We start from the raw sequence: 19,355 nt of genomic DNA, 5'->3' as shown, positions 1-19,355 counted from the left end.
ATAAGCGCCAGGGCGGAGCGGAGCGTTTTCGCGGCGTATCGATCCAGTAGCTCTGTCCCGCTTTTTGTGCTATAAAACGCGCCGCTTTGAGGGCGTGCCGTCCGCAAAGCCTAAACCCACACACGTATCGACACGATCTCCTGGGTGCCCGAAAGGGTTGGATATTGGGATGCGTGGAGGCCTAACCCGACTTATCGAGGAATAGAAATGTCCCAAGTCAATATGCGCGACATGCTGAAGGCCGGTGTGCACTTCGGCCACCAGACCCGTTACTGGAACCCGAAAATGGGCAAGTACATTTTCGGCGCGCGTAACAAGATCCACATCATCAACCTGGAAAAGACCCTGCCGATGTTCAACGAGGCCCTGTCCTTCGTTGAGAAGCTGGCTGCAGGCAAGAACAAGGTTCTGTTCGTCGGCACCAAGCGTTCCGCTGGCAAGATCGTTCGCGAAGAAGCTGCTCGTTGCGGCTCCCCGTACGTCGATCACCGCTGGCTGGGCGGCATGCTGACCAACTACAAGACCATTCGCCAGTCCATCAAGCGTCTGCGCGATCTGGAAACCCAGTCCCAGGACGGCACCTTCGCCAAGCTGACCAAGAAAGAAGCCCTGATGCGCACCCGCGACCTCGAGAAGCTCGAGCGCAGCCTGGGCGGCATCAAGGACATGGGCGGCCTGCCGGACGCTCTGTTCGTGATCGACGTCGACCACGAGCGCATCGCCATCAGCGAAGCCAACAAGCTGGGCATCCCGGTCATCGGCGTTGTCGATACCAACAGCAGCCCCGAAGGCGTTGACTACGTCATTCCGGGCAACGACGACGCCATCCGCGCCGTTCAGCTGTACCTGGCCAGCGTTGCTGATGCTGTAATCCGCGGTCGTCAGAATGCCGTCGGCGGTCCTGACGAGTTCGTCGAAGAGGCCGCTTCCGAGGCCGCAGAAGGCTGAGTTGACAGCCGTCTAGCGTTACCCGGTGCGCAAGAAGGGGGCTAGGCCCCCTTTTTGCCACCTCCGAATTATGAATGCCCGGTTCGCCGGGCTGAATGGTTGAAAACCTATTCAAGAGGATTGCGACATGGCAGAGATTACTGCAGCCCTGGTTAAAGAACTGCGCGAGCGTACCGGCCTGGGCATGATGGATTGCAAGAAGGCCCTGACCGCCGCCGACGGCGACATCGAAAAGGCCATCGACGACATGCGCGCCGCTGGCGCCATCAAGGCCGCCAAGAAGTCTGGCAACATCGCCGCCGAGGGCGCCATCGCCGTCAAGGTCGCAGCCGACAACAAGGCCGCCGTCATTATCGAAGTCAACTCCCAGACCGACTTCCTGGCTCTGCAGGACGACTTCAAAGGCTTCGTCGCCGCTTCCCTGGAACAGGCTTTCAACGAGAAGCTGACCGACGCTGCTCCGCTGGTCGAGTCCCGCGAAGAAGCTCGCCTGGCCCTGGTTGCCAAGACCGGTGAGAACGTCAACATCCGTCGTCTGACCCGTGTCGAGGGTGACGTGGTTGGCGCCTACCTGCACGGCCACCGCATTGGCGTGGTTGTCTGCCTGAACGGCGGCAACGCCGAGCTGGCCAAGGACATCGCCATGCACGTTGCTGCCAGCAACCCGCAGTTCCTGAACGCTTCCCAGGTTTCCGAAGAAGCCATCGCCAAGGAAAAGGAAATCTTCCTGGCCCTGAACGCCGACAAGATCGCCGGCAAGCCGGAAAACATCGTCGAGAACATGGTCAAGGGCCGTATCGCCAAGTTCCTGGCCGAGGCCAGCCTGGTCGAGCAGGCGTTCGTCAAGGATCCGGAAGTCAAGGTCGGTGACCTGGCCAAGAAGGCCGGTGCCGAGATCGTTTCCTTCGTTCGCTACGAAGTAGGCGAAGGCATCGAGAAGGCCGAAGTCGACTTCGCTGCCGAAGTAGCTGCCCAGGTCGCCGCTACCAAGCAGTAAGACGGCTCCGGCTGTCGCCCCGCAAGAGGCTGCCCGCTCACGCGCGCGGCCTCTTTGTCAAACTGGGGAACCGATTCGGGGCGGTTTCCGGCGGCGGGCACCAACCGCCGTTCGCGCAGTCTGAGGACTCGCCGGTACATCGGGTCGCAAGGCCCACGAATTCACATAGCGCCGCAGGAGAGATACGCAATGGCTCAGCAGGTGAGTGGCCGCCAACCTCGCTACAAACGCATTCTGCTCAAACTCAGCGGTGAGGCCCTGATGGGTTCCGAGGAGTTCGGCATCGACCCGAAAGTCCTCGATCGCATGGCGCTGGAAATCGGTCAGTTGGTCGGTATCGGCGTCCAGGTCGGTCTGGTGATCGGCGGCGGCAACCTGTTCCGCGGGGCGGCCTTGAGCGCTGCCGGCATGGATCGGGTGACCGGCGACCATATGGGGATGCTGGCCACCGTGATGAACGCCCTGGCCATGCGCGACGCGCTGGAGCGCTCCAATATTCCCGCCATCGTGATGTCGGCCATTTCCATGGTTGGCGTGACCGACCATTACGACCGCCGCAAGGCCATGCGCCATCTGAGTTCCGGCGAAGTGGTGATTTTCTCCGCCGGCACTGGCAATCCCTTCTTCACCACCGATTCGGCTGCCTGCCTGCGCGCCATCGAAGTGGATGCGGACGTGGTGCTGAAAGCCACCAAGGTCGATGGCGTGTACACTGCCGACCCGTTCAAGGACCCTAATGCCGAGAAATTCGAGCACCTGACCTATGACGAGGTGCTGGATCGCAAGCTGGGGGTCATGGACCTCACGGCCATCTGTCTGTGCCGTGATCAGAAGATGCCATTGCGGGTCTTCAATATGAATAAACCGGGTGCCCTGCTGAACATCGTGGTCGGCGGCGCCGAAGGAACCCTGATCGAGGAGGGCGAACAGTGATCAACGAGATCAAGCAAGAAGCGCAGGAGCGCATGAAGAAAACCCTGGAATCGCTGGATCATGCTTTCGCCAAGATCCGCACCGGGCGTGCCCATCCAAGCATCCTGGACAGCGTGATGGTGTCCTACTATGGCGCCGACACCCCCCTGCGCCAGGTTGCCAACGTGGTGGCCGAGGACTCCCGTACCCTGGCCCTCACCGTGTTCGACAAGAGCATGATCCAGGCTGTGGAAAAGGCCATCATGACCTCCGACCTGGGCCTTAACCCGGCCACCGCCGGCACCACCATCCGTGTGCCGATGCCCGCCCTGACCGAGGAAACCCGCAAGGGTTACACCAAGCAGGCGCGTGCCGAGGCCGAGAACGCCCGAGTTGCCGTGCGCAACATCCGCCGCGACGCCCTGGCGCAGCTGAAGGATCTGGTCAAGGAAAAGGAAATCAGTGAGGACGACGAGCGTCGTGCCGCTGACGATGTCCAGAAGCTGACTGACAAGTTCGTAGGCGAAGTCGACAAGGCTCTGGAAACCAAAGAAAAAGACCTGATGGCCGTCTGACGTCAGGAATCGTCATGGACAAAACCAAGCAAGGCGTGAATCTGGCGGTGCCACGGCATGTGGCGATCATCATGGATGGGAACAACCGCTGGGCGAAGAAGCGCCTGCTGCCTGGTGTCGCCGGTCACAAGGCCGGGGTCGATGCGGTTCGGGCAGTGATCGAGGTGTGCGCCGAGGCCGGCGTCGAGGTGCTCACCCTGTTCGCCTTCTCCAGTGAGAACTGGCAGCGCCCGGCCGACGAGGTCAGTGCCCTGATGGAGTTGTTTCTGGGGGCGCTGCGCCGCGAGGCCCGGCGCCTGAGCCAGAACGACATCCGGCTGCGCATCATCGGCGATCGTTCGCGCTTCCACCCGGAACTGCAGGCCGCCATGCGCGAAGCCGAGCAACTGACCGCCGGACATAGCCGGTTCGTCCTTCAGGTCGCCGCCAACTACGGCGGCCAGTGGGACATCACCCAGGCTGCCCAGCGCCTGGCGCGTGAGGTCCAGGCGGGTCATCTGCAAGTCGACGATATTTCTCCGCAGTTGCTGCAGAGTTGCCTGGTCACCGGCGACCTGCCGTTGCCCGATCTGTGCATTCGCACCGGTGGCGAGCATCGCATCAGCAACTTCCTGCTTTGGCAGCTCGCCTATTCCGAGCTGTATTTCTCCGATCTCTTCTGGCCTGACTTCAAGCACGAAGCCATGCGCAAGGCGCTGGCCGACTTCGCCAAGCGCCAGCGTCGCTTTGGAAAGACCAGCGAGCAGCTAGAAGCCGAGGCCCGAGCCAAATGCTGAAACAACGCGTCATCACCGCCCTGGTGCTGCTGCCCATCGCCCTGGCGGGCTTCTTCTGGCTGGACGGTGGTGCCTTCGCCCTGTTCATTGGCGTCGTGGTAAGCCTCGGCGGCTGGGAGTGGGCGCGCCTGGCGGGTTTCTCCGCCCAACCCTTGCGCATTGCCTATGGCGTGCTCGTGGCGGCATTGCTCTACGGGCTCTATTCCGTACCGACCCTGGCGCCGCTGGTGCTGTTGCTGGGCGTACTCTGGTGGGGGGCGGCGACCGTCCTCGTGCTGGGCTATCCGGAGACCAGCCGCTACTGGGGCGGCACGCCCGGCAAGCTGGTAATCGGTCTGTTGATCCTGTTGCCGGCCTGGCAGGGCCTGGTGTTGTTCAAGCAATGGCCGCTGGCAAATTGGCTGATCCTGGCTGTGATGGTACTGGTCTGGGCGGCCGATATCGGCGCCTACTTCTCCGGTAAGGCCTTTGGCAAGCGCAAGCTGGCGCCGCACGTCAGCCCCGGCAAAAGCTGGGAAGGTCTGCTGGGGGGGCTGCTGGCCAGCTTGCTGATCACTGTCGGCGTCGGGCTCTACCGTGGCTGGGTCGGTTCCGAGCTGCTGCTGGCCCTGGCCGGTGCGGCGCTGGTGGTGCTGATCTCGGTGGTCGGCGACTTGACCGAAAGCATGTTCAAGCGCCAGTCAGGCATCAAGGACAGCAGCAACCTCCTGCCCGGCCACGGTGGCGTGCTGGACCGTATCGACAGCCTGACGGCGGCCATTCCGTTGTTCGCCGCGCTGCTCTGGGCGGCTGGCTGGGGTGCCCTGTGAGCCAGCCGCAACGCATTACCGTGCTGGGGGCCACCGGCTCCATCGGCCTCAGCACCCTGGACGTCATTGCTCGCCATCCCGATCGTTATCGGGTTTTCGCCCTCAGCGGCTTCAGCCGCCTGGGCGAGCTGGAGGCGCTGTGCCTGCGCCATCGCCCTGAGTTCGCCGTGGTGCCGGGCGCGGATGCGGCCCGGTACCTGCAGGGTGGTCTGCTGGCTGCTGGCTTGCAGACTCGCGTACTGGTCGGCGAAGAGGGGTTGTGCGAAGTCGCTTCGCACCCCCAGGTGGATGCTGTGATGGCCGCCATCGTCGGCGCTGCAGGCCTCAAGCCGACCCTTGCCGCGGTGGAAGCGGGCAAGCGGGTGCTGCTGGCCAACAAGGAGGCGCTGGTGATGTCCGGCGCGCTGTTCATGCAGGCGGTGCGCAAGAGCGGAGCCGTGTTGCTGCCGATCGACAGCGAGCACAATGCGATCTTCCAGTGCCTGCCGCAGGACTATGCGCGGGGCCTGACGCCCGTGGGCGTGCGCCGCATCCTGCTGACGGCGTCTGGTGGACCATTCCGCGAGATGCCGCTGAGCCGGCTGTCGGAAGTTTCGCCCGAGCAGGCCTGTGCGCACCCCAACTGGTCCATGGGGCGCAAGATATCCGTCGATTCGGCCAGCATGATGAATAAGGGGCTGGAGCTGATCGAGGCCTGCTGGCTGTTCGATGCGCGCCCGGCCCAGGTGGAAGTGGTGATTCACCCGCAAAGCGTGATCCATTCCCTGGTGGACTACGTCGACGGGTCGGTATTGGCTCAGCTCGGCAATCCCGACATGCGTACGCCCATCGCCCATGCGCTGGCCTGGCCGGAGCGCATCGACTCCGGTGTTGTGCCGCTTGATCTGTTTGCCTTGGCGCGCCTGGACTTCCAGGCCCCGGACGAAGAGCGTTTCCCCTGCCTGCGCCTGGCACGCCAGGCGGCGGAGGAGGGCGGCAGTGGGCCGGCCATGCTCAATGCCGCGAACGAAGTGGCTGTGGCGGCGTTCCTGGAGGGGCGCATCCGCTTCACCGAGATCGCGAGTATCATCGACGAAGTGCTGAACCGCGAAGCGGCGACGGCAGTCGAAACGCTGGACTCCGTGCTGCAGGCGGACGCCCGAGCCCGGGCGGCGGCGCAGCAGTGGTTGGTCCGTCAAGGGCGGTAGCGAGCCATTTCCAGGCGGTCCGCCAGCTCCGGAGGTAACCGATGAGCGCTCTGTACATGATTATTGGCACCCTGATCGCGCTCGGGGTGTTGGTGACTTTCCACGAATTCGGCCACTTCTGGGTGGCCAGGCGCTGCGGGGTCAAGGTCCTGCGCTTTTCCGTGGGGTTCGGTACGCCACTGTTCCGCTGGCATGATCGTCATGGCACCGAATTCGTCGTCGCCGCCATTCCCCTCGGCGGCTATGTGAAGATGCTGGATGAGCGCGAGGCGGAAGTGCCCGCGGAGTTGCTCGAGCAGTCCTTCAACCGCAAGCCGGTCGGGCAGCGTATCGCCATTGTGGCGGCAGGCCCCGTCGCCAACTTCCTCCTTGCCTTGCTGTTCTTCTGGGTGCTGGCCATGCTCGGCAGCCAGCAGGTGCGCCCGGTCATCGGCAGCGTGGCGCCCGACAGCATTGCCGCGCGTGCAGGGCTCGAAGCGGGGGAGGAAATCGTTTCGGTGGACGGCAAGGCCGTCAGTGGCTGGTCCCAGGTCAACCTGCAACTGGTGCGTCGCCTGGGTGAAAGCGGCACGCTCCAGGTCGGCGTGCGCGAGGCTGGTGCATCGACCGAGCGATTCCGTGAACTGCAGCTGAACGCCTGGCTCAAGGGGGCCGATGAGCCCGATCCGATCGGTGCCCTGGGTATCCTGCCGTGGCGTCCGGCGATCCCGCCGATCCTTGCCGAGCTGGATCCGAAAGGCCCGGCCCAGGCTGCCGGGCTCAAGGTGGGTGACCGCCTCCTGGCCCTGGACGGCCAGCCGCTGGATGACTGGCAGCAGTTGGTGGAGCGGGTGCGCAAGCATCCCGCCGAGCGCATTACGCTGAGCGTCGAACGCGAAGGCCAGTCCCGCGACGTTCAACTGACTCTGGCTTCACGAGGCGAAGGCGAGGCCCGCAGTGGCTATCTGGGAGCCGGAGTGAAAGGTGTCGAATGGCCGGCGGAAATGCTTCGGGAAGTCAGCTTCGGCCCGCTCGACGCCGTGACCGAGGCAGCGGCCAGGACCTGGTCCATGAGCCTGCTAACTCTGGATTCCCTAAAGAAAATGTTGCTTGGCGAGCTCTCGGTAAAAAACTTGAGCGGGCCGATAACCATTGCTAAAGTGGCGGGCGCTTCGGCCCAGTCCGGGGTGGGGGATTTTCTCAACTTCCTCGCCTATCTGAGCATAAGCCTGGGGGTTCTCAATCTGTTGCCAATCCCCGTCCTGGACGGGGGGCACCTGCTGTTCTACCTGATCGAATTGGCGCGAGGCCGCCCATTGTCAGAGCGGGTGCAGGCGTGGGGGGTGCAGATCGGTATCAGTCTAGTCGTGGGGGTGATGTTGCTCGCCCTGGTAAATGATCTGAGCCGTCTGTAACAAGTCAGTGAATGCCGAGTCTGCCGCCTTGTGCGGCAGATTCTTTATTACCGGTTGGAATTAAAAAGGACTTCATGAAACGCCTGCTGCTACCTGCGGTGCTTGCCGCACTCATGATCGCCGAGGTTCACGCCGAGTCCTTCAACATCTCCGACATTCGTGTCAACGGCCTGCAACGGGTATCCGCCGGCAGCGTATTCGGCGCACTGCCGCTGAACGTTGGCGACACCGCAGATGATCGTCGCCTGGTCGAAGCCACCCGTGCACTGTTCAAGACCGGTTTCTTCCAGGATATCCAGCTTGGCCGTGATGGCGACGTGCTGGTCATCACCGTGGTCGAGCGCCCGTCGATTTCCAGCATCGAGATCGAGGGCAACAAGGCCATCAGCACCGAAGACCTGCTCAAGGGCCTGAAACAGTCCGGCCTGGCCGAAGGCGAGATCTTCCAGCGTGCCACCCTCGAAGGCGTGCGTAACGAACTGCAGCGCCAGTACGTGGCCCAGGGTCGTTATTCCGCCGAGATCGAAGCCGATGTGATCCCGCAGCCACGCAACCGCGTCGCGCTGAAGATCACGATCAACGAAGGCTCGGTGGCAGCGATCCAGCACATCAATATCGTCGGCAACACCGTATTCCCCGATGAGGACCTGATCGACCTGTTCGAGCTGAAGACCAGCAACTGGCTGTCCTTCTTCAAGAACGACGACAAGTACGCCCGCGAAAAGCTCTCCGGTGACCTGGAGCGTCTGCGTTCCTACTATCTGGACCGCGGCTACATCAACATGGATATCTCTTCCACCCAGGTATCCATTACCCCGGACAAGAAGCACGTCTACATCACCGTCAACGTGGACGAGGGCGAAAAGTACACCGTCCGCGAGGTGAAGCTCTCCGGTGATCTCAAGGTGCCCGAGGACGAAGTCAAGAAACTGTTGCTGGTGCAGCAGGGCCAGGTCTTCTCGCGCAAGGTGATGACCACCACTTCCGAGCTGATCACCCGTCGCCTGGGTAACGAGGGCTATACCTTCGCCAACGTCAACGGCGTGCCGGAAGCCCACGACGAAGACAACACCGTTTCCATCACCTTCGTGGTGGACCCGGGCAAGCGTGCCTACGTCAACCGTATCAACTTCCGCGGCAACACCAAGACCGAAGACGAAGTGCTGCGTCGCGAAATGCGCCAGATGGAAGGTGGCTGGGCCTCGACCTACCTGATCGACCAGTCCAAGACCCGCCTGGAACGCCTGGGCTTCTTCAAGGAAGTCAACGTCGAAACCCCGCAGGTGCCCGGCACCGACGACCAGGTCGACGTCAACTACACCGTGGAAGAGCAGCCGTCCGGCTCCATCACCGCCAGTGTGGGCTTCGCTCAGAGCGCGGGCCTGATCCTCGGCGGCTCGATCAGCCAGAACAACTTCCTGGGTACCGGTAATAAGGTCAGCATCGGTCTGACCCGTTCCGAGTACCAGACGCGTTACAACTTCGGTTTCGTCGATCCCTACTGGACTCCGGACGGCGTGAGCCTGGGTTACAACGCCTTCTACCGCAGCACCGACTACGACGATCTCGATACCGACGTGTCCAGCTATGCGGTTGACAGCTACGGCGCGGGCATCAGCATCGGTTACCCGATCAGCGAGACTTCTCGCCTGACCTATGGCTTGACGGTGCAGCAGGACGATATCAACACCGGTATCTACACCGTTGATGAGATCTTCGACTTCATCGAAAGCGAAGGCGATAGCTATCTGAACTTCAAGGGCTCCATCGGCTGGTCCGAGTCCACCCTGAACAAGGGCGTGCTGGCCACCCGTGGCCACTCCCAGAGCCTGGTGCTGGAAAGCACCATTCCGGGTAGCGACCTGTCGTTCTACAAGCTCGACTACCGCGGCCAGTTGTTCACGCCGCTGAGCCAGAACACGGCGCTGCGCTTCCACACCGAGCTGGGCTACGGTGACAGCTACGGCTCCACCTCCGAGCTGCCGTTCTACGAGCACTACTTCGCCGGCGGTTTCAACTCGGTGCGTGGCTTCGAAGACAGCAGCCTCGGCCCGCGCAGCACCCCGAGCCGTGGTACCAATCCGGGTACCGCCTTCGACCCGGACCAGGACCCGCTGCCCTTCGGCGGCAACGTACTGATCCAGGGTGGCGTGGAGCTGTTGTTCCCGCTGCCCTTCGTGAAGGATCAGCGTCAGCTGCGTACTGTGCTTTTCTGGGATGTGGGTAACGTGTTCGACACCAGCTGCTCGTCCACCGCGACCGACTGCAGCAGCATCAACGCCGGCGACCTGGCCAGCTCCGTGGGCGTGGGACTGACCTGGATCACCGCGCTGGGGCCGTTGAGCTTCAGTCTGGGCATGCCGGTCAAGAAGCCGGACAATGCCGATACCCAGGTGTTCCAGTTCTCCCTGGGCCAGACTTTCTAAGTGTTTCACCAAGACAACAGTATGTGTTGCAGGAGTTGCATCGTGCGTAAGTTGACTCAATTCGTTCTGGTTGCCGCTGCCATGATGGCGACTCCGGCCTTCGCGGAAATGAAGATCGCGGTATTGAACTATCAGATGGCCCTGCTGGAATCGGATGCCGCCAAGAAATACGCCGTGGATGCCGAGAAGAAGTTCGGTCCCCAGTTGAACAAGCTGAAAACCCTGGAAAGCGATGCCAAGCGCATTCAGGACCGCCTGGTGAAAGATGGCGAGAAGATGCAGCAGGCCGAGCGTGAGCGTCTGGAACTCGAGTTCAAGCAGAAGGCTCGCGACTTCCAGTTCCAGTCCAAGGAGCTGAACGAAGCCAAGGCCGTCGCCGACCGCGACATGCTCAAGCAACTCAAGCCGAAGCTGGATAAGGCCGTCGAGGAAGTGCTGAAGAAAGGCAGCTATGACCTGGTACTGGAGCGTGGTGCAGTGGTTGACGTCAAGCCGCAGTACGACATCACCCGCCAGGTCATCGAGCGCATGAACCAGCAGCGCTGATGATGGCGACTCCGGTCTTCACTCTCGGCCAACTGGCCAGTCGCCTCGGTGCCACCTTGCGTGGCTCCGAGGACACGGCTATCAGCGGCCTGGCCACCCTGCAGGAGGCCGGCCCCGGCCAGCTCACCTTCCTGGCCAACCCGCAGTACCGCAAGTTCCTTTCCGCTACCCGGGCTACGGCCGTCCTGCTGACTGCGGCGGATGCCGAAGGCTATGCCGGTGAAGCGCTGGTGGTCGCCAACCCCTACCTCGCTTACGCCGAGCTTTCCCACCTGTTCGATCCCAAGCCCAAGGCTGCGCCGGGTATCCATCCGACCGCCGTGGTCGCGGCCGATGCCCTGGTCGATCCAAGCGCCAGTGTCGGTGCCTACGTGGTGATCGAGTCAGGTGCGCAGATCGGTGCCGGGGTGACGCTGGGGGCGCATTGCGTTATCGGCGCCCGCACCACCATCGGTGAAGGCGGTTGGCTGGCTCCGCGCGTGACTCTCTATCACGACGTGAAGATCGGCAAACGCGTGGTGATCCAATCCGGCGCGGTGATCGGCGGTGAAGGCTTCGGCTTCGCCAACGAGAAAGGTGTCTGGCAGAAGATCGCGCAAATCGGTGGCGTGACCCTGGGCGACGACGTTGAGGTCGGTGCCAATACCACGATCGACCGTGGCGCACTGTCGGATACCCTGATCGGCAATGGCGTGAAGCTGGATAACCAGATCATGATCGCGCACAACGTGCAGGTCGGCGACAACACCGCCATGGCCGGCTGTGTCGGCATTTCTGGTAGCACCAAGATCGGCCGCAACTGCATGATCGCCGGCGGTGTGGGCATGGTTGGCCATATCGAGGTGTGTGACAACGTGTTCGTCACCGGCATGACCATGGTGACCCGCAATATCACCGAGCCGGGCGCCTACTCTTCTGGAACCGCGATGCAAACGGCTGCGGACTGGAAGAAGAGCGCTGCCCGGATTCGCCAGTTGGACGAGATGGCGCGTCGTCTGCAACAACTGGAAAAACGCCTGGCGGCAGTGACCCCGGGCGGGGATGCTTCATCAGAAGCGTGATCCACGCCGCGCCGTGCATCCCCAATCCTCTGAAAAGGCTCCAGGAACATGATGGACATCAACGAGATTCGCGAATATCTGCCGCACCGCTACCCCTTCCTCCTGGTGGATCGGGTGGTGGAACTGGATGTTGAAGGCAAGCGCATTCGCGCCTACAAGAATGTCAGCATCAACGAGCCCTTCTTCAACGGCCATTTCCCGCAGCACCCGATCATGCCGGGCGTGCTGATCATCGAGGCCATGGCCCAGGCAGCCGGCATCCTCGGATTCAAGATGCTCGACGTCAAACCGGCCGACGGCACGCTCTACTATTTCGTGGGCTCGGACAAACTGCGCTTCCGCCAGCCGGTGCTGCCGGGTGATCAACTGATCCTCGAAGCGCGGTTCACCAGCGTCAAGCGCGGTATCTGGAAGTTCGATTGCCACGCCAGCGTCGATGGCAAGGAAGTCTGCTCGGCCGAGATCATCTGTGCGGAACGCAAACTATGAGTTTGATTGACCCTCGCGCCATTATCGATCCGGCAGCCAGGCTGGCGGACGGCGTTCAGGTCGGCCCCTGGTCGATCATTGGACCCGATGTGGAAATCGGCGAGGGGACCGTGGTCGGACCGCATGTGGTCATCAAGGGACCGACCCGTATCGGCAAGCACAACCGCATCTATCAGTTCTCTTCGGTGGGTGAGGACACGCCCGACCTGAAGTACAAGGGTGAGCCCACCCGCCTGGTGATCGGTGACCACAATGTGATTCGCGAAGGCGTGACGATCCACCGCGGTACGGTGCAGGACCGCGCCGAAACCACTATCGGCGATCACAACCTGCTGATGGCCTACGTGCATATCGGTCACGACAGCGTGATCGCCAATCATTGCATCCTGGTGAACAACACCGCCCTGGCCGGCCATGTGCATGTGGACGATTGGGCAATCCTGTCCGGCTACACCCTGGTGCACCAGTTCTGCCGTATCGGCGCCCACAGTTTCTCCGGCATGGGCACCGCCATTGGCAAGGACGTGCCGGCCTACGTCACCGTCTTCGGCAATCCGGCCGAGGCTCGCAGCATGAACTTCGAAGGCATGCGCCGCCGTGGCTTCAGTGCCGAAGCCATCGCAGCCCTGCGCCGCGCCTACAAGGTGGTCTATCGCCAGGGGCTGACTGTGGAGCAGGCCCTGGCCGAGCTGGCCGAGGTCTCCGCGCAGTTCCCGGAGGTGGCGATTTTCCGCGACTCCATCCAGTCCTCGACCCGCGGCATCACCCGTTGAATTCATGAATCGTCCCCTGCGCATCGCGCTGGTTGCCGGCGAGGCGTCCGGCGACATCCTTGGCTCCACCCTGATGCAGGCGCTCAAGGCGCGCCGCCCCGATGTCCAGTTCATGGGTGTGGGTGGGCCGCGCATGCAGGCCGAAGGGCTGGAATCCTATTTCCCCATGGAGCGTCTCGCGGTCATGGGCCTGGTGGAAGTGCTGGGCCGTCTTCCCGAGTTGCTGCGCCGTCGCAAGCGCCTGATCCAGACCCTGATCGACGAACGTCCTGACGTCTTCATCGGCATCGACGCTCCGGATTTCAACCTGGGGATCGAGCTGAAGCTGCGCCGCGCCGGGATCCGGACCGTGCACTACGTCAGTCCCTCGGTCTGGGCCTGGCGGCAGAAACGTGTGCTTAAGATCCGCGAAGGCTGCGACCTGATGCTCACGCTCTTCCCCTTCGAGGCGCGTTTCTACGAAGAGCACGGCGTACCGGTGCGCTTTGTCGGTCATCCTTTGGCCGACGCCATTCCATTGCAGGCTGATCGTGCCGTGGCGCGCGTTACGCTGGACTTGCCCGAGGATTCGCCGGTGGTGGCGTTGCTGCCAGGCAGTCGTGGCGGTGAGGTCGGCAAGCTGGGCGCGTTGTTCCTCGATGCCGCCGAGCGGTTGCGTTCTATCCGGCCCGGCATCCGCTTCGTACTGCCCTGTGCGACGCCCGAGCGGCGGGAGCAGGTCGAGGCGATGCTGGCGGGGCGCGACCTGTCGCTGAAACTGCTCGATGGTCGCTCCCATGAGGCACTGGCCGCTTGCGACGCGGTGCTGATCGCCTCCGGCACGGCCACCCTGGAAGCCCTGCTCTACAAACGGCCGATGGTTGTCGCCTACAAGGTGGCACCGTTGACCTACCGGATTCTCCGACGCCTGGTGAAGAGCCCCTACGTGTCCTTGCCCAACCTGCTGGCCCAGCGCCTGCTGGTGCCCGAGTTGCTGCAGGATGCCGCGACGCCCGAGGCATTGGCCCAGGCGGTATCGCCTCTGTTGGACGATGGCGACGTGCAGACCCACGGCTTCGATGTCATTCACCGTGCCCTGCGGCAGGACGCCTCGCGCCAGGCCGCCGACGCCATTCTGCGCCTGATTGAGGAGCCCTGATGCAGCTCGGTCTGGATTTCAGCCTGGTGGAGGAGCTGGTGGCCGGTGTCGACGAAGTCGGCCGTGGCCCCCTCTGCGGTCCGGTGGTGACGGCTGCGGTGATCCTCGATCCGGCGCGGCCGATCCTCGGCCTGAACGACTCGAAGAAACTCTCCGAATCTCGTCGCGACGCGCTGTTTGACGAGATCCGCGAGAAGGCCCTGGCCTGGTGCATTGCCCGCGCCGAGGTGGAAGAGATCGACCAGCTGAATATCCTGCACGCCACCATGCTCGCCATGCAGCGTGCCGTGGAGGGTCTCAGCGTCACGCCGAAACTGGCGCTGATCGATGGCAACCGCTGTCCCAAGCTCAAGGTGCCCAGTGCGCCGGTGGTCAAGGGCGACAGCCAGGTACCGGCCATCGCCGCAGCTTCGATCCTGGCCAAGGTCAGCCGCGACCGCGAGATGGCCGAGCTGGATGCCCTCTACCCTGGTTATGGCATCGCCGGACACAAGGGCTATCCCACCGCGGTTCACCTGGCAGCCCTGCGGCGCCAGGGGCCCAGCCCCATCCATCGGCGCTCCTTCGGCCCGGTCCGGGCGCTGATCGAAGGCGGCTTCTGAGCCGGCTTGGCATAGCTGTCCGCGACCTCGCCCCAAGCCTGTAGCTTTATCCGAGGGCCCGGTACAATCCGGGCCTTGTCGTTTTCGCGTTTTGCATAGGACTTCCATGAGCGCTTCCTTCGTCCATCTGCGTCTGCACTCCGAATATTCCCTGGTCGACGGTCTGGTGCGGGTCAAGCCGCTGGTCAAGGCTGTTGCCGGGGCGGGAATGCCGGCAGTGGCGATTACCGACCAGAGCAACATGTGCTCGCTGGTGAAGTTCTACAAGACCGCCATGGGGGGCGGCATCAAGCCCATCTGCGGCGCGGACATCTGGCTGGCGAGCCTGGCCGAGGACGGCCCCTTGAGTCGCATGACCCTGCTGGCGATGAATGCCAAGGGCTACCGCAACCTGACCGAACTCGTTTCGCGCGGCTGGTCAGAAGGCCAGAGTAACGACCTGGTGATCATCCAGCGTGAGTGGGTGAAGGAGGCCGCCGAAGGCCTGATCGCCCTGTCCGGCGCCAAGGAGGGCGAGATCGGCATGGCCCTGCTCAACGGCGACCAGGCCGGCGCCGAAGCCCTGCTCGCCGAATGGCAGACCGTCTTCCCGGACCGCTTCTACCTGGAGCTGCAACGCACCGCCCGGGTCAACGACGAAGAACATGTGCACGCCGCCGTGGCCCTGGCTGGCCGATGTGGCGCTGCGCTGGTGGCCACCAACGACGTGCGCTTCATCAAGCCTGGCGACTTCGAGGCCCACGAAACCCGCGTGTGCATTGGCGAGGGGCGTGTCCTCGACGATCCGCGTCGGCCGCGCAACTATTCCGACCAGCAATACCTCAAGTCCCCCGAAGAAATGGCCGAGCTCTTCGCCGACATCCCGGAGGCCCTTGAAAATACCGTCGAGATCGCCAAGCGCTGCAACATCGAGGTGCAGCTGGGCAAATACTTCCTGCCCGACTTCCCCACGCCCAATGGCATGAGCATCGACGACTACCTGCGCCATGCCTCCTACGAGGGCCTGGAAGAGCGCCTGGCGGTGCTCTTACCGAAGGACACCACGCCGGACTACGAAGAGAAGCGCCAGCTCTACATCGATCGCCTGGAGTTCGAACTCGGCACCATCATTCAGATGGGCTTCCCCGGCTACTTCCTCATCGTTGCCGACTTCATCCAGTGGGCGAAGAACAACGGCGTGCCGGTGGGACCGGGGCGTGGCTCGGGTGCCGGCTCGCTGGTGGCCTACGTGCTGAAGATCACCGACCTCGATCCGCTGGCCTACGACCTGCTGTTCGAGCGCTTTCTCAACCCCGAGCGCGTCTCCATGCCCGACTTCGACGTCGACTTCTGCATGGACGGTCGTGACCGCGTGATCGACTACGTGGCCGAGAAATACGGGCGCAACGCGGTGAGCCAGATCATCACCTTCGGTTCCATGGCGGCCAAGGCGGTGGTGCGCGACGTGGCGCGGGTGCAGGGCAAATCCTACGGCCTGGCCGACCGCCTGTCGAAGATGATTCCGTTCGAGGTGGGCATGACCCTGGAGGCCGCCTACAACCAGGAAGAAGCGCTACGGGATTTCCTCAAGGCCGATGAGGAAGCCCAGGAAATCTGGGACATGGCGCTCAAGCTCGAAGGCATCACCCGCGGCACCGGCAAGCATGCCGGTGGCGTAGTGATCGCCCCCACCAAGCTGACCGACTTCGCACCTATCGCCTGTGACGAGGAAGGCGGCGGCCTGGTGACCCAGTTCGACAAGGACGACGTGGAAGCCGCCGGCCTGGTGAAGTTCGACTTCCTCGGCCTTCGCACCCTGACGATCATCAAGTGGGCCATGGAGATGATCAATCGCGAGCAGGCGAAGAAGGGCCTGCCGCCGGTGGATATCGACCGCATCCCGCTGGACGACAAGAAAACCTACGACATGCTGCAGAAGGCGGAGACCACCGCGGTCTTCCAGCTCGAATCCCGCGGCATGAAGGAGCTGATCAAGAAGCTCAAGCCGGACTGCCTGGAAGACATGATCGCTCTGGTGGCGCTGTTCCGACCGGGCCCGCTGCAGTCGGGCATGGTGGACGACTTCATCAACCGCAAGCACGGCCGCGCCGAGCTTTCCTACCCGCACCCGGACTACCAGTACGAAGGCCTCGAGCCCGTGCTCAAGCCCACCTACGGCATCATCCTGTACCAGGAACAGGTGATGCAGATCGCTCAGGTGATGGCCGGCTACACCCTTGGCGGCGCCGACATGCTGCGCCGCGCCATGGGCAAGAAGAAACCCGAGGAAATGGCCAAGCAACGCGGCGGCTTTATTGAAGGCTGCTCCAGCAACGGCATCGATCCGACCCTCTCGGGCAACATCTTCGACCTGGTGGAAAAATTCGCCGGCTACGGCTTCAACAAGTCCCACTCCGCCGCCTACGGCTGGGTTTCCTACCAGACGGCCTGGCTCAAGGCGCACTTCCCGGCCCCCTTCATGGCCGCCGTGCTTACCGCGGATATGCACAACACCGACAAGGTGGTGACGCTGATCGAAGAATGCCGGCATATGAAGCTGCGCATCGTCGCCCCGGACGTGAACAACTCAGAGTATCGCTTCACCGTCGACGACGACGGCCGCATCGTCTATGGCCTGGGTGCCATCAAGGGTGTGGGCGAGGGACCGGTGGAGGCCATCACCGAATGCCGCGCCGAGGGCGGTCCGTTCAAGGACCTGTTCGACTTCTGCAACCGTGTCGACCTCAAGCGCATCAACAAGCGCACCCTGGAAGCTCTGATCCGTGGCGGCGCCCTAGATCGCCTGGGGCCCTTCTTCAGCGACGAGGCCAAGGCCTACCAGGCCGGCGTCGACCGCAACCGCGCCGTGCTGCTGGCTGCCATGGAAGAGGCCATCCAGGCCGCCGAGCAGACCGCGCGCAGCCATGACAGCGGTCACATGGACCTCTTCGGCGGGCTGTTCGCCGAGCCAGAAGCGGACATGTACGCCAACCATCGCAACGCCAAGGAGCTCTCCCTCAAAGAGCGCCTGAAGGGCGAGAAAGACACCCTGGGCCTGTACCTGACCGGCCACCCCATCGACGAGTATGAAGGCGAGATCCGCCGCTTCGCCCGCCAGCGAATCGTCGAGCTCAAGCCCGCGCGGGACACCCAGATCATCGCCGGCCTGATCGTCAACCTGCGGGTGATGAAGAACAAGAAGGGCGACAAGATGGGCTTCATCACCCTCGACGACCGCTCCGGGCGTATCGAGGCTTCGCTCTTCGCCGACGCCTTCAACGCCGCCAGCGGCCTGCTCCAGACCGACGCCCTGGTGGTGGTGGAAGGGGAAGTCAGCCATGACGATTTCTCCGGTGGCCTGCGCCTGCGTGCCAAGCGCGTGCTGAGCCTGGAGGAAGCCCGTACCGGCCTGGCGGAGAGCCTGCGCATGAAAGTCGATTTCAGCGCCCTGCAGGGTGATCGTCTGCGCTGGCTGGCGGACCTCTGCGGCCGCCACCGTGGCTCCTGTCCGCTCACCCTGGACTACGCCGGCCAGGACGCGAAGGCCGTTCTGCAGTTCGGCGACGATTGGCGGATTACGCCCGCCGACGCATTGATTCAGGCATTGCGTGACCAGTTCGGGCGCGACAACGTCTTCCTGCACTACCGCTGATGCGTGCGTGACAACTCGCCCGCACCGGCCCGATTTCGATTTGATCTCGACCCGAACGCGCCCGATCCCTTAAGGTAGGGCGCCAAATGGAACCAGCCGCCTGGCCCCAAGCGCACGACGGAAGCCTATGAACCCGAACTTTCTGGATTTCGAACAGCCCATCGCCGATCTGCAAGCCAAGATCGAGGAGCTGCGTCTGGTCGGTAACGACAACGCCCTGAACATCACCGACGAGATCTCCCGCCTGCAGGAGAAGAGCAGCGCGCTCACCGAGAGCATCTTCGGCAACCTCACCAGCTGGCAGATCGCCCAGTTGGCGCGTCACCCGCGCCGGCCTTACACCCTCGACTACCTCGACCACATCTTCACCGAGTTCGACGAGCTGCATGGCGACCGCCACTTCTCGGACGACGCGGCCATTGTCGGCGGCATCGCCCGCCTGGACGACCAGCCGGTCATGGTCATCGGCCACCAGAAGGGCCGTGACGTGCGTGAGAAGGTGCGCCGCAACTTTGGCATGCCGCGTCCGGAGGGCTACCGCAAGGCCTGCCGCCTGATGGAAATGGCCGAGCGCTTCAAGCTGCCGATCGTGACCTTCATCGATACGCCGGGCGCCTATCCGGGCATCGATGCCGAGGAACGCGGGCAGAGTGAAGCCATCGCCTGGAACCTGCGCGTGATGGCGCGCCTGAAGACCCCGATCATCGCCACCGTGATCGGCGAAGGCGGCTCCGGCGGCGCGCTGGCCATCGGTGTCTGCGACCGCCTGAACATGCTGCAGTACTCCACCTACTCGGTGATCTCGCCGGAAGGTTGTGCGTCCATCCTGTGGAAGACGGCCGAGAAGGCACCAGACGCGGCCGAGGCCATGGGCATCACCGCCGAGCGCCTGAAGGGCCTGGGCATCGTCGACAAGGTGATCGCCGAGCCCCTGGGGGGCGCCCATCGCGATCCCGCCGCCGCCGCCGAGTCGATCCGCAAGGAGCTCACCGAGCAGTTGAAGACCCTGCAGAAGCTCAGCACCGAGGACCTCCTCGCGCGTCGCTACGAGCGCCTGATGAGCTACGGCGTAGCCTGATCCCGCTTCAGGC

The 19,355-nt window shown here is 63.2% G+C and carries 17 protein-coding genes; all 17 read left to right on the top strand.

Annotated features, from left to right (window positions below; genetic code table 11):
- The first annotated feature begins 207 nt into the window (after positions 1–207).
- The 17 genes from rpsB (at position 208) to accA (ending at position 19,342) form a co-directional block, all read left to right on the top strand.
- Entirely contained in the window at positions 208–948 is a 741-nt protein-coding gene (rpsB, locus tag PJW05_RS21215) for a 30S ribosomal protein S2 (protein ID WP_271408921.1), read from the top strand.
- A gap of 127 nt (positions 949–1,075) precedes the next feature.
- Positions 1,076–1,945: a translation elongation factor Ts gene (gene tsf, locus PJW05_RS21210; RefSeq protein ID WP_271408920.1), complete on the top strand. Its 870-nt coding sequence runs from the start codon at positions 1,076–1,078 to the stop codon at positions 1,943–1,945.
- A 189-nt stretch (positions 1,946–2,134) separates the two neighbouring features.
- A complete protein-coding gene (gene pyrH / locus PJW05_RS21205; RefSeq protein WP_271408919.1) occupies positions 2,135–2,878 on the top strand; it encodes a UMP kinase in 744 nt (247 codons plus the stop codon).
- Positions 2,875–3,432: a ribosome recycling factor gene (gene frr, locus PJW05_RS21200; RefSeq protein WP_151136359.1), complete on the top strand. Its 558-nt coding sequence runs from the start codon at positions 2,875–2,877 to the stop codon at positions 3,430–3,432. Before pyrH ends, frr begins: the two co-directional genes overlap by 4 nt.
- 14 nt (positions 3,433–3,446) lie before the next feature.
- Positions 3,447–4,208, top strand: a complete 762-nt coding sequence (uppS, locus tag PJW05_RS21195; RefSeq protein ID WP_271408918.1) for a polyprenyl diphosphate synthase — start codon at positions 3,447–3,449, stop codon at positions 4,206–4,208.
- Positions 4,202–5,017 (top strand): phosphatidate cytidylyltransferase, encoded by an 816-nt coding sequence (locus PJW05_RS21190; protein ID WP_271408917.1) that lies wholly within the window; start codon positions 4,202–4,204, stop codon positions 5,015–5,017. The genes uppS and PJW05_RS21190 overlap by 7 nt, the downstream gene beginning before the upstream one ends.
- The gene (gene ispC / locus PJW05_RS21185) at positions 5,014–6,204 is read left to right on the top strand and encodes a 1-deoxy-D-xylulose-5-phosphate reductoisomerase (protein ID WP_271408916.1); all 1,191 of its coding nucleotides are present in this window, start codon (positions 5,014–5,016) and stop codon (positions 6,202–6,204) included. Before PJW05_RS21190 ends, ispC begins: the two co-directional genes overlap by 4 nt.
- Before the next feature lie 41 nt (positions 6,205–6,245).
- Positions 6,246–7,598, top strand: coding sequence for a sigma E protease regulator RseP (gene rseP, locus PJW05_RS21180; protein WP_271408915.1), 1,353 nt, complete (start codon positions 6,246–6,248; stop codon positions 7,596–7,598).
- A gap of 74 nt (positions 7,599–7,672) precedes the next feature.
- Positions 7,673–10,024, top strand: coding sequence for an outer membrane protein assembly factor BamA (gene bamA, locus PJW05_RS21175; protein ID WP_271408914.1), 2,352 nt, complete (start codon positions 7,673–7,675; stop codon positions 10,022–10,024).
- Positions 10,025–10,066: 42 nt separating this feature from the next.
- On the top strand, positions 10,067–10,570 hold the full coding sequence (locus PJW05_RS21170; protein ID WP_151136347.1) for an OmpH family outer membrane protein: 504 nt from the start codon (positions 10,067–10,069) through the stop codon (positions 10,568–10,570).
- Positions 10,570–11,631, top strand: coding sequence for a UDP-3-O-(3-hydroxymyristoyl)glucosamine N-acyltransferase (gene lpxD, locus PJW05_RS21165; protein ID WP_271408913.1), 1,062 nt, complete (start codon positions 10,570–10,572; stop codon positions 11,629–11,631). The genes PJW05_RS21170 and lpxD overlap by 1 nt, the downstream gene beginning before the upstream one ends.
- Positions 11,632–11,679: 48 nt before the next feature.
- Positions 11,680–12,120: a 3-hydroxyacyl-ACP dehydratase FabZ gene (gene fabZ / locus PJW05_RS21160; RefSeq protein ID WP_271408912.1), complete on the top strand. Its 441-nt coding sequence runs from the start codon at positions 11,680–11,682 to the stop codon at positions 12,118–12,120.
- Positions 12,117–12,893 (top strand): acyl-ACP--UDP-N-acetylglucosamine O-acyltransferase, encoded by a 777-nt coding sequence (gene lpxA / locus PJW05_RS21155; protein ID WP_271408911.1) that lies wholly within the window; start codon positions 12,117–12,119, stop codon positions 12,891–12,893. The genes fabZ and lpxA overlap by 4 nt, the downstream gene beginning before the upstream one ends.
- A 4-nt stretch (positions 12,894–12,897) precedes the next feature.
- Positions 12,898–14,031 carry a lipid-A-disaccharide synthase gene (lpxB, locus tag PJW05_RS21150; RefSeq protein ID WP_271408910.1) on the top strand — a complete coding sequence of 378 codons (1,134 nt, stop codon included), beginning with the start codon at positions 12,898–12,900 and terminating at the stop codon, positions 14,029–14,031.
- Positions 14,031–14,633: a ribonuclease HII gene (gene rnhB / locus PJW05_RS21145; protein ID WP_271408909.1), complete on the top strand. Its 603-nt coding sequence runs from the start codon at positions 14,031–14,033 to the stop codon at positions 14,631–14,633. Before lpxB ends, rnhB begins: the two co-directional genes overlap by 1 nt.
- Before the next feature lie 106 nt (positions 14,634–14,739).
- The gene (gene dnaE / locus PJW05_RS21140) at positions 14,740–18,264 is read left to right on the top strand and encodes a DNA polymerase III subunit alpha (protein WP_271408908.1); all 3,525 of its coding nucleotides are present in this window, start codon (positions 14,740–14,742) and stop codon (positions 18,262–18,264) included.
- A 127-nt stretch (positions 18,265–18,391) separates the two neighbouring features.
- Positions 18,392–19,342 carry an acetyl-CoA carboxylase carboxyl transferase subunit alpha gene (gene accA, locus PJW05_RS21135; protein ID WP_271408907.1) on the top strand — a complete coding sequence of 317 codons (951 nt, stop codon included), beginning with the start codon at positions 18,392–18,394 and terminating at the stop codon, positions 19,340–19,342.
- Positions 19,343–19,355: the final 13 nt, after the last annotated feature.

Origin of the sequence: Pseudomonas sp. Q1-7, assembly GCF_028010285.1 — a bacterium.
GTDB lineage: Bacteria > Pseudomonadota > Gammaproteobacteria > Pseudomonadales > Pseudomonadaceae > Metapseudomonas.
The sequence above is the reverse complement of the archived record's forward strand: the minus strand, read 5'-3'. Positions and strand labels throughout refer to the sequence as shown.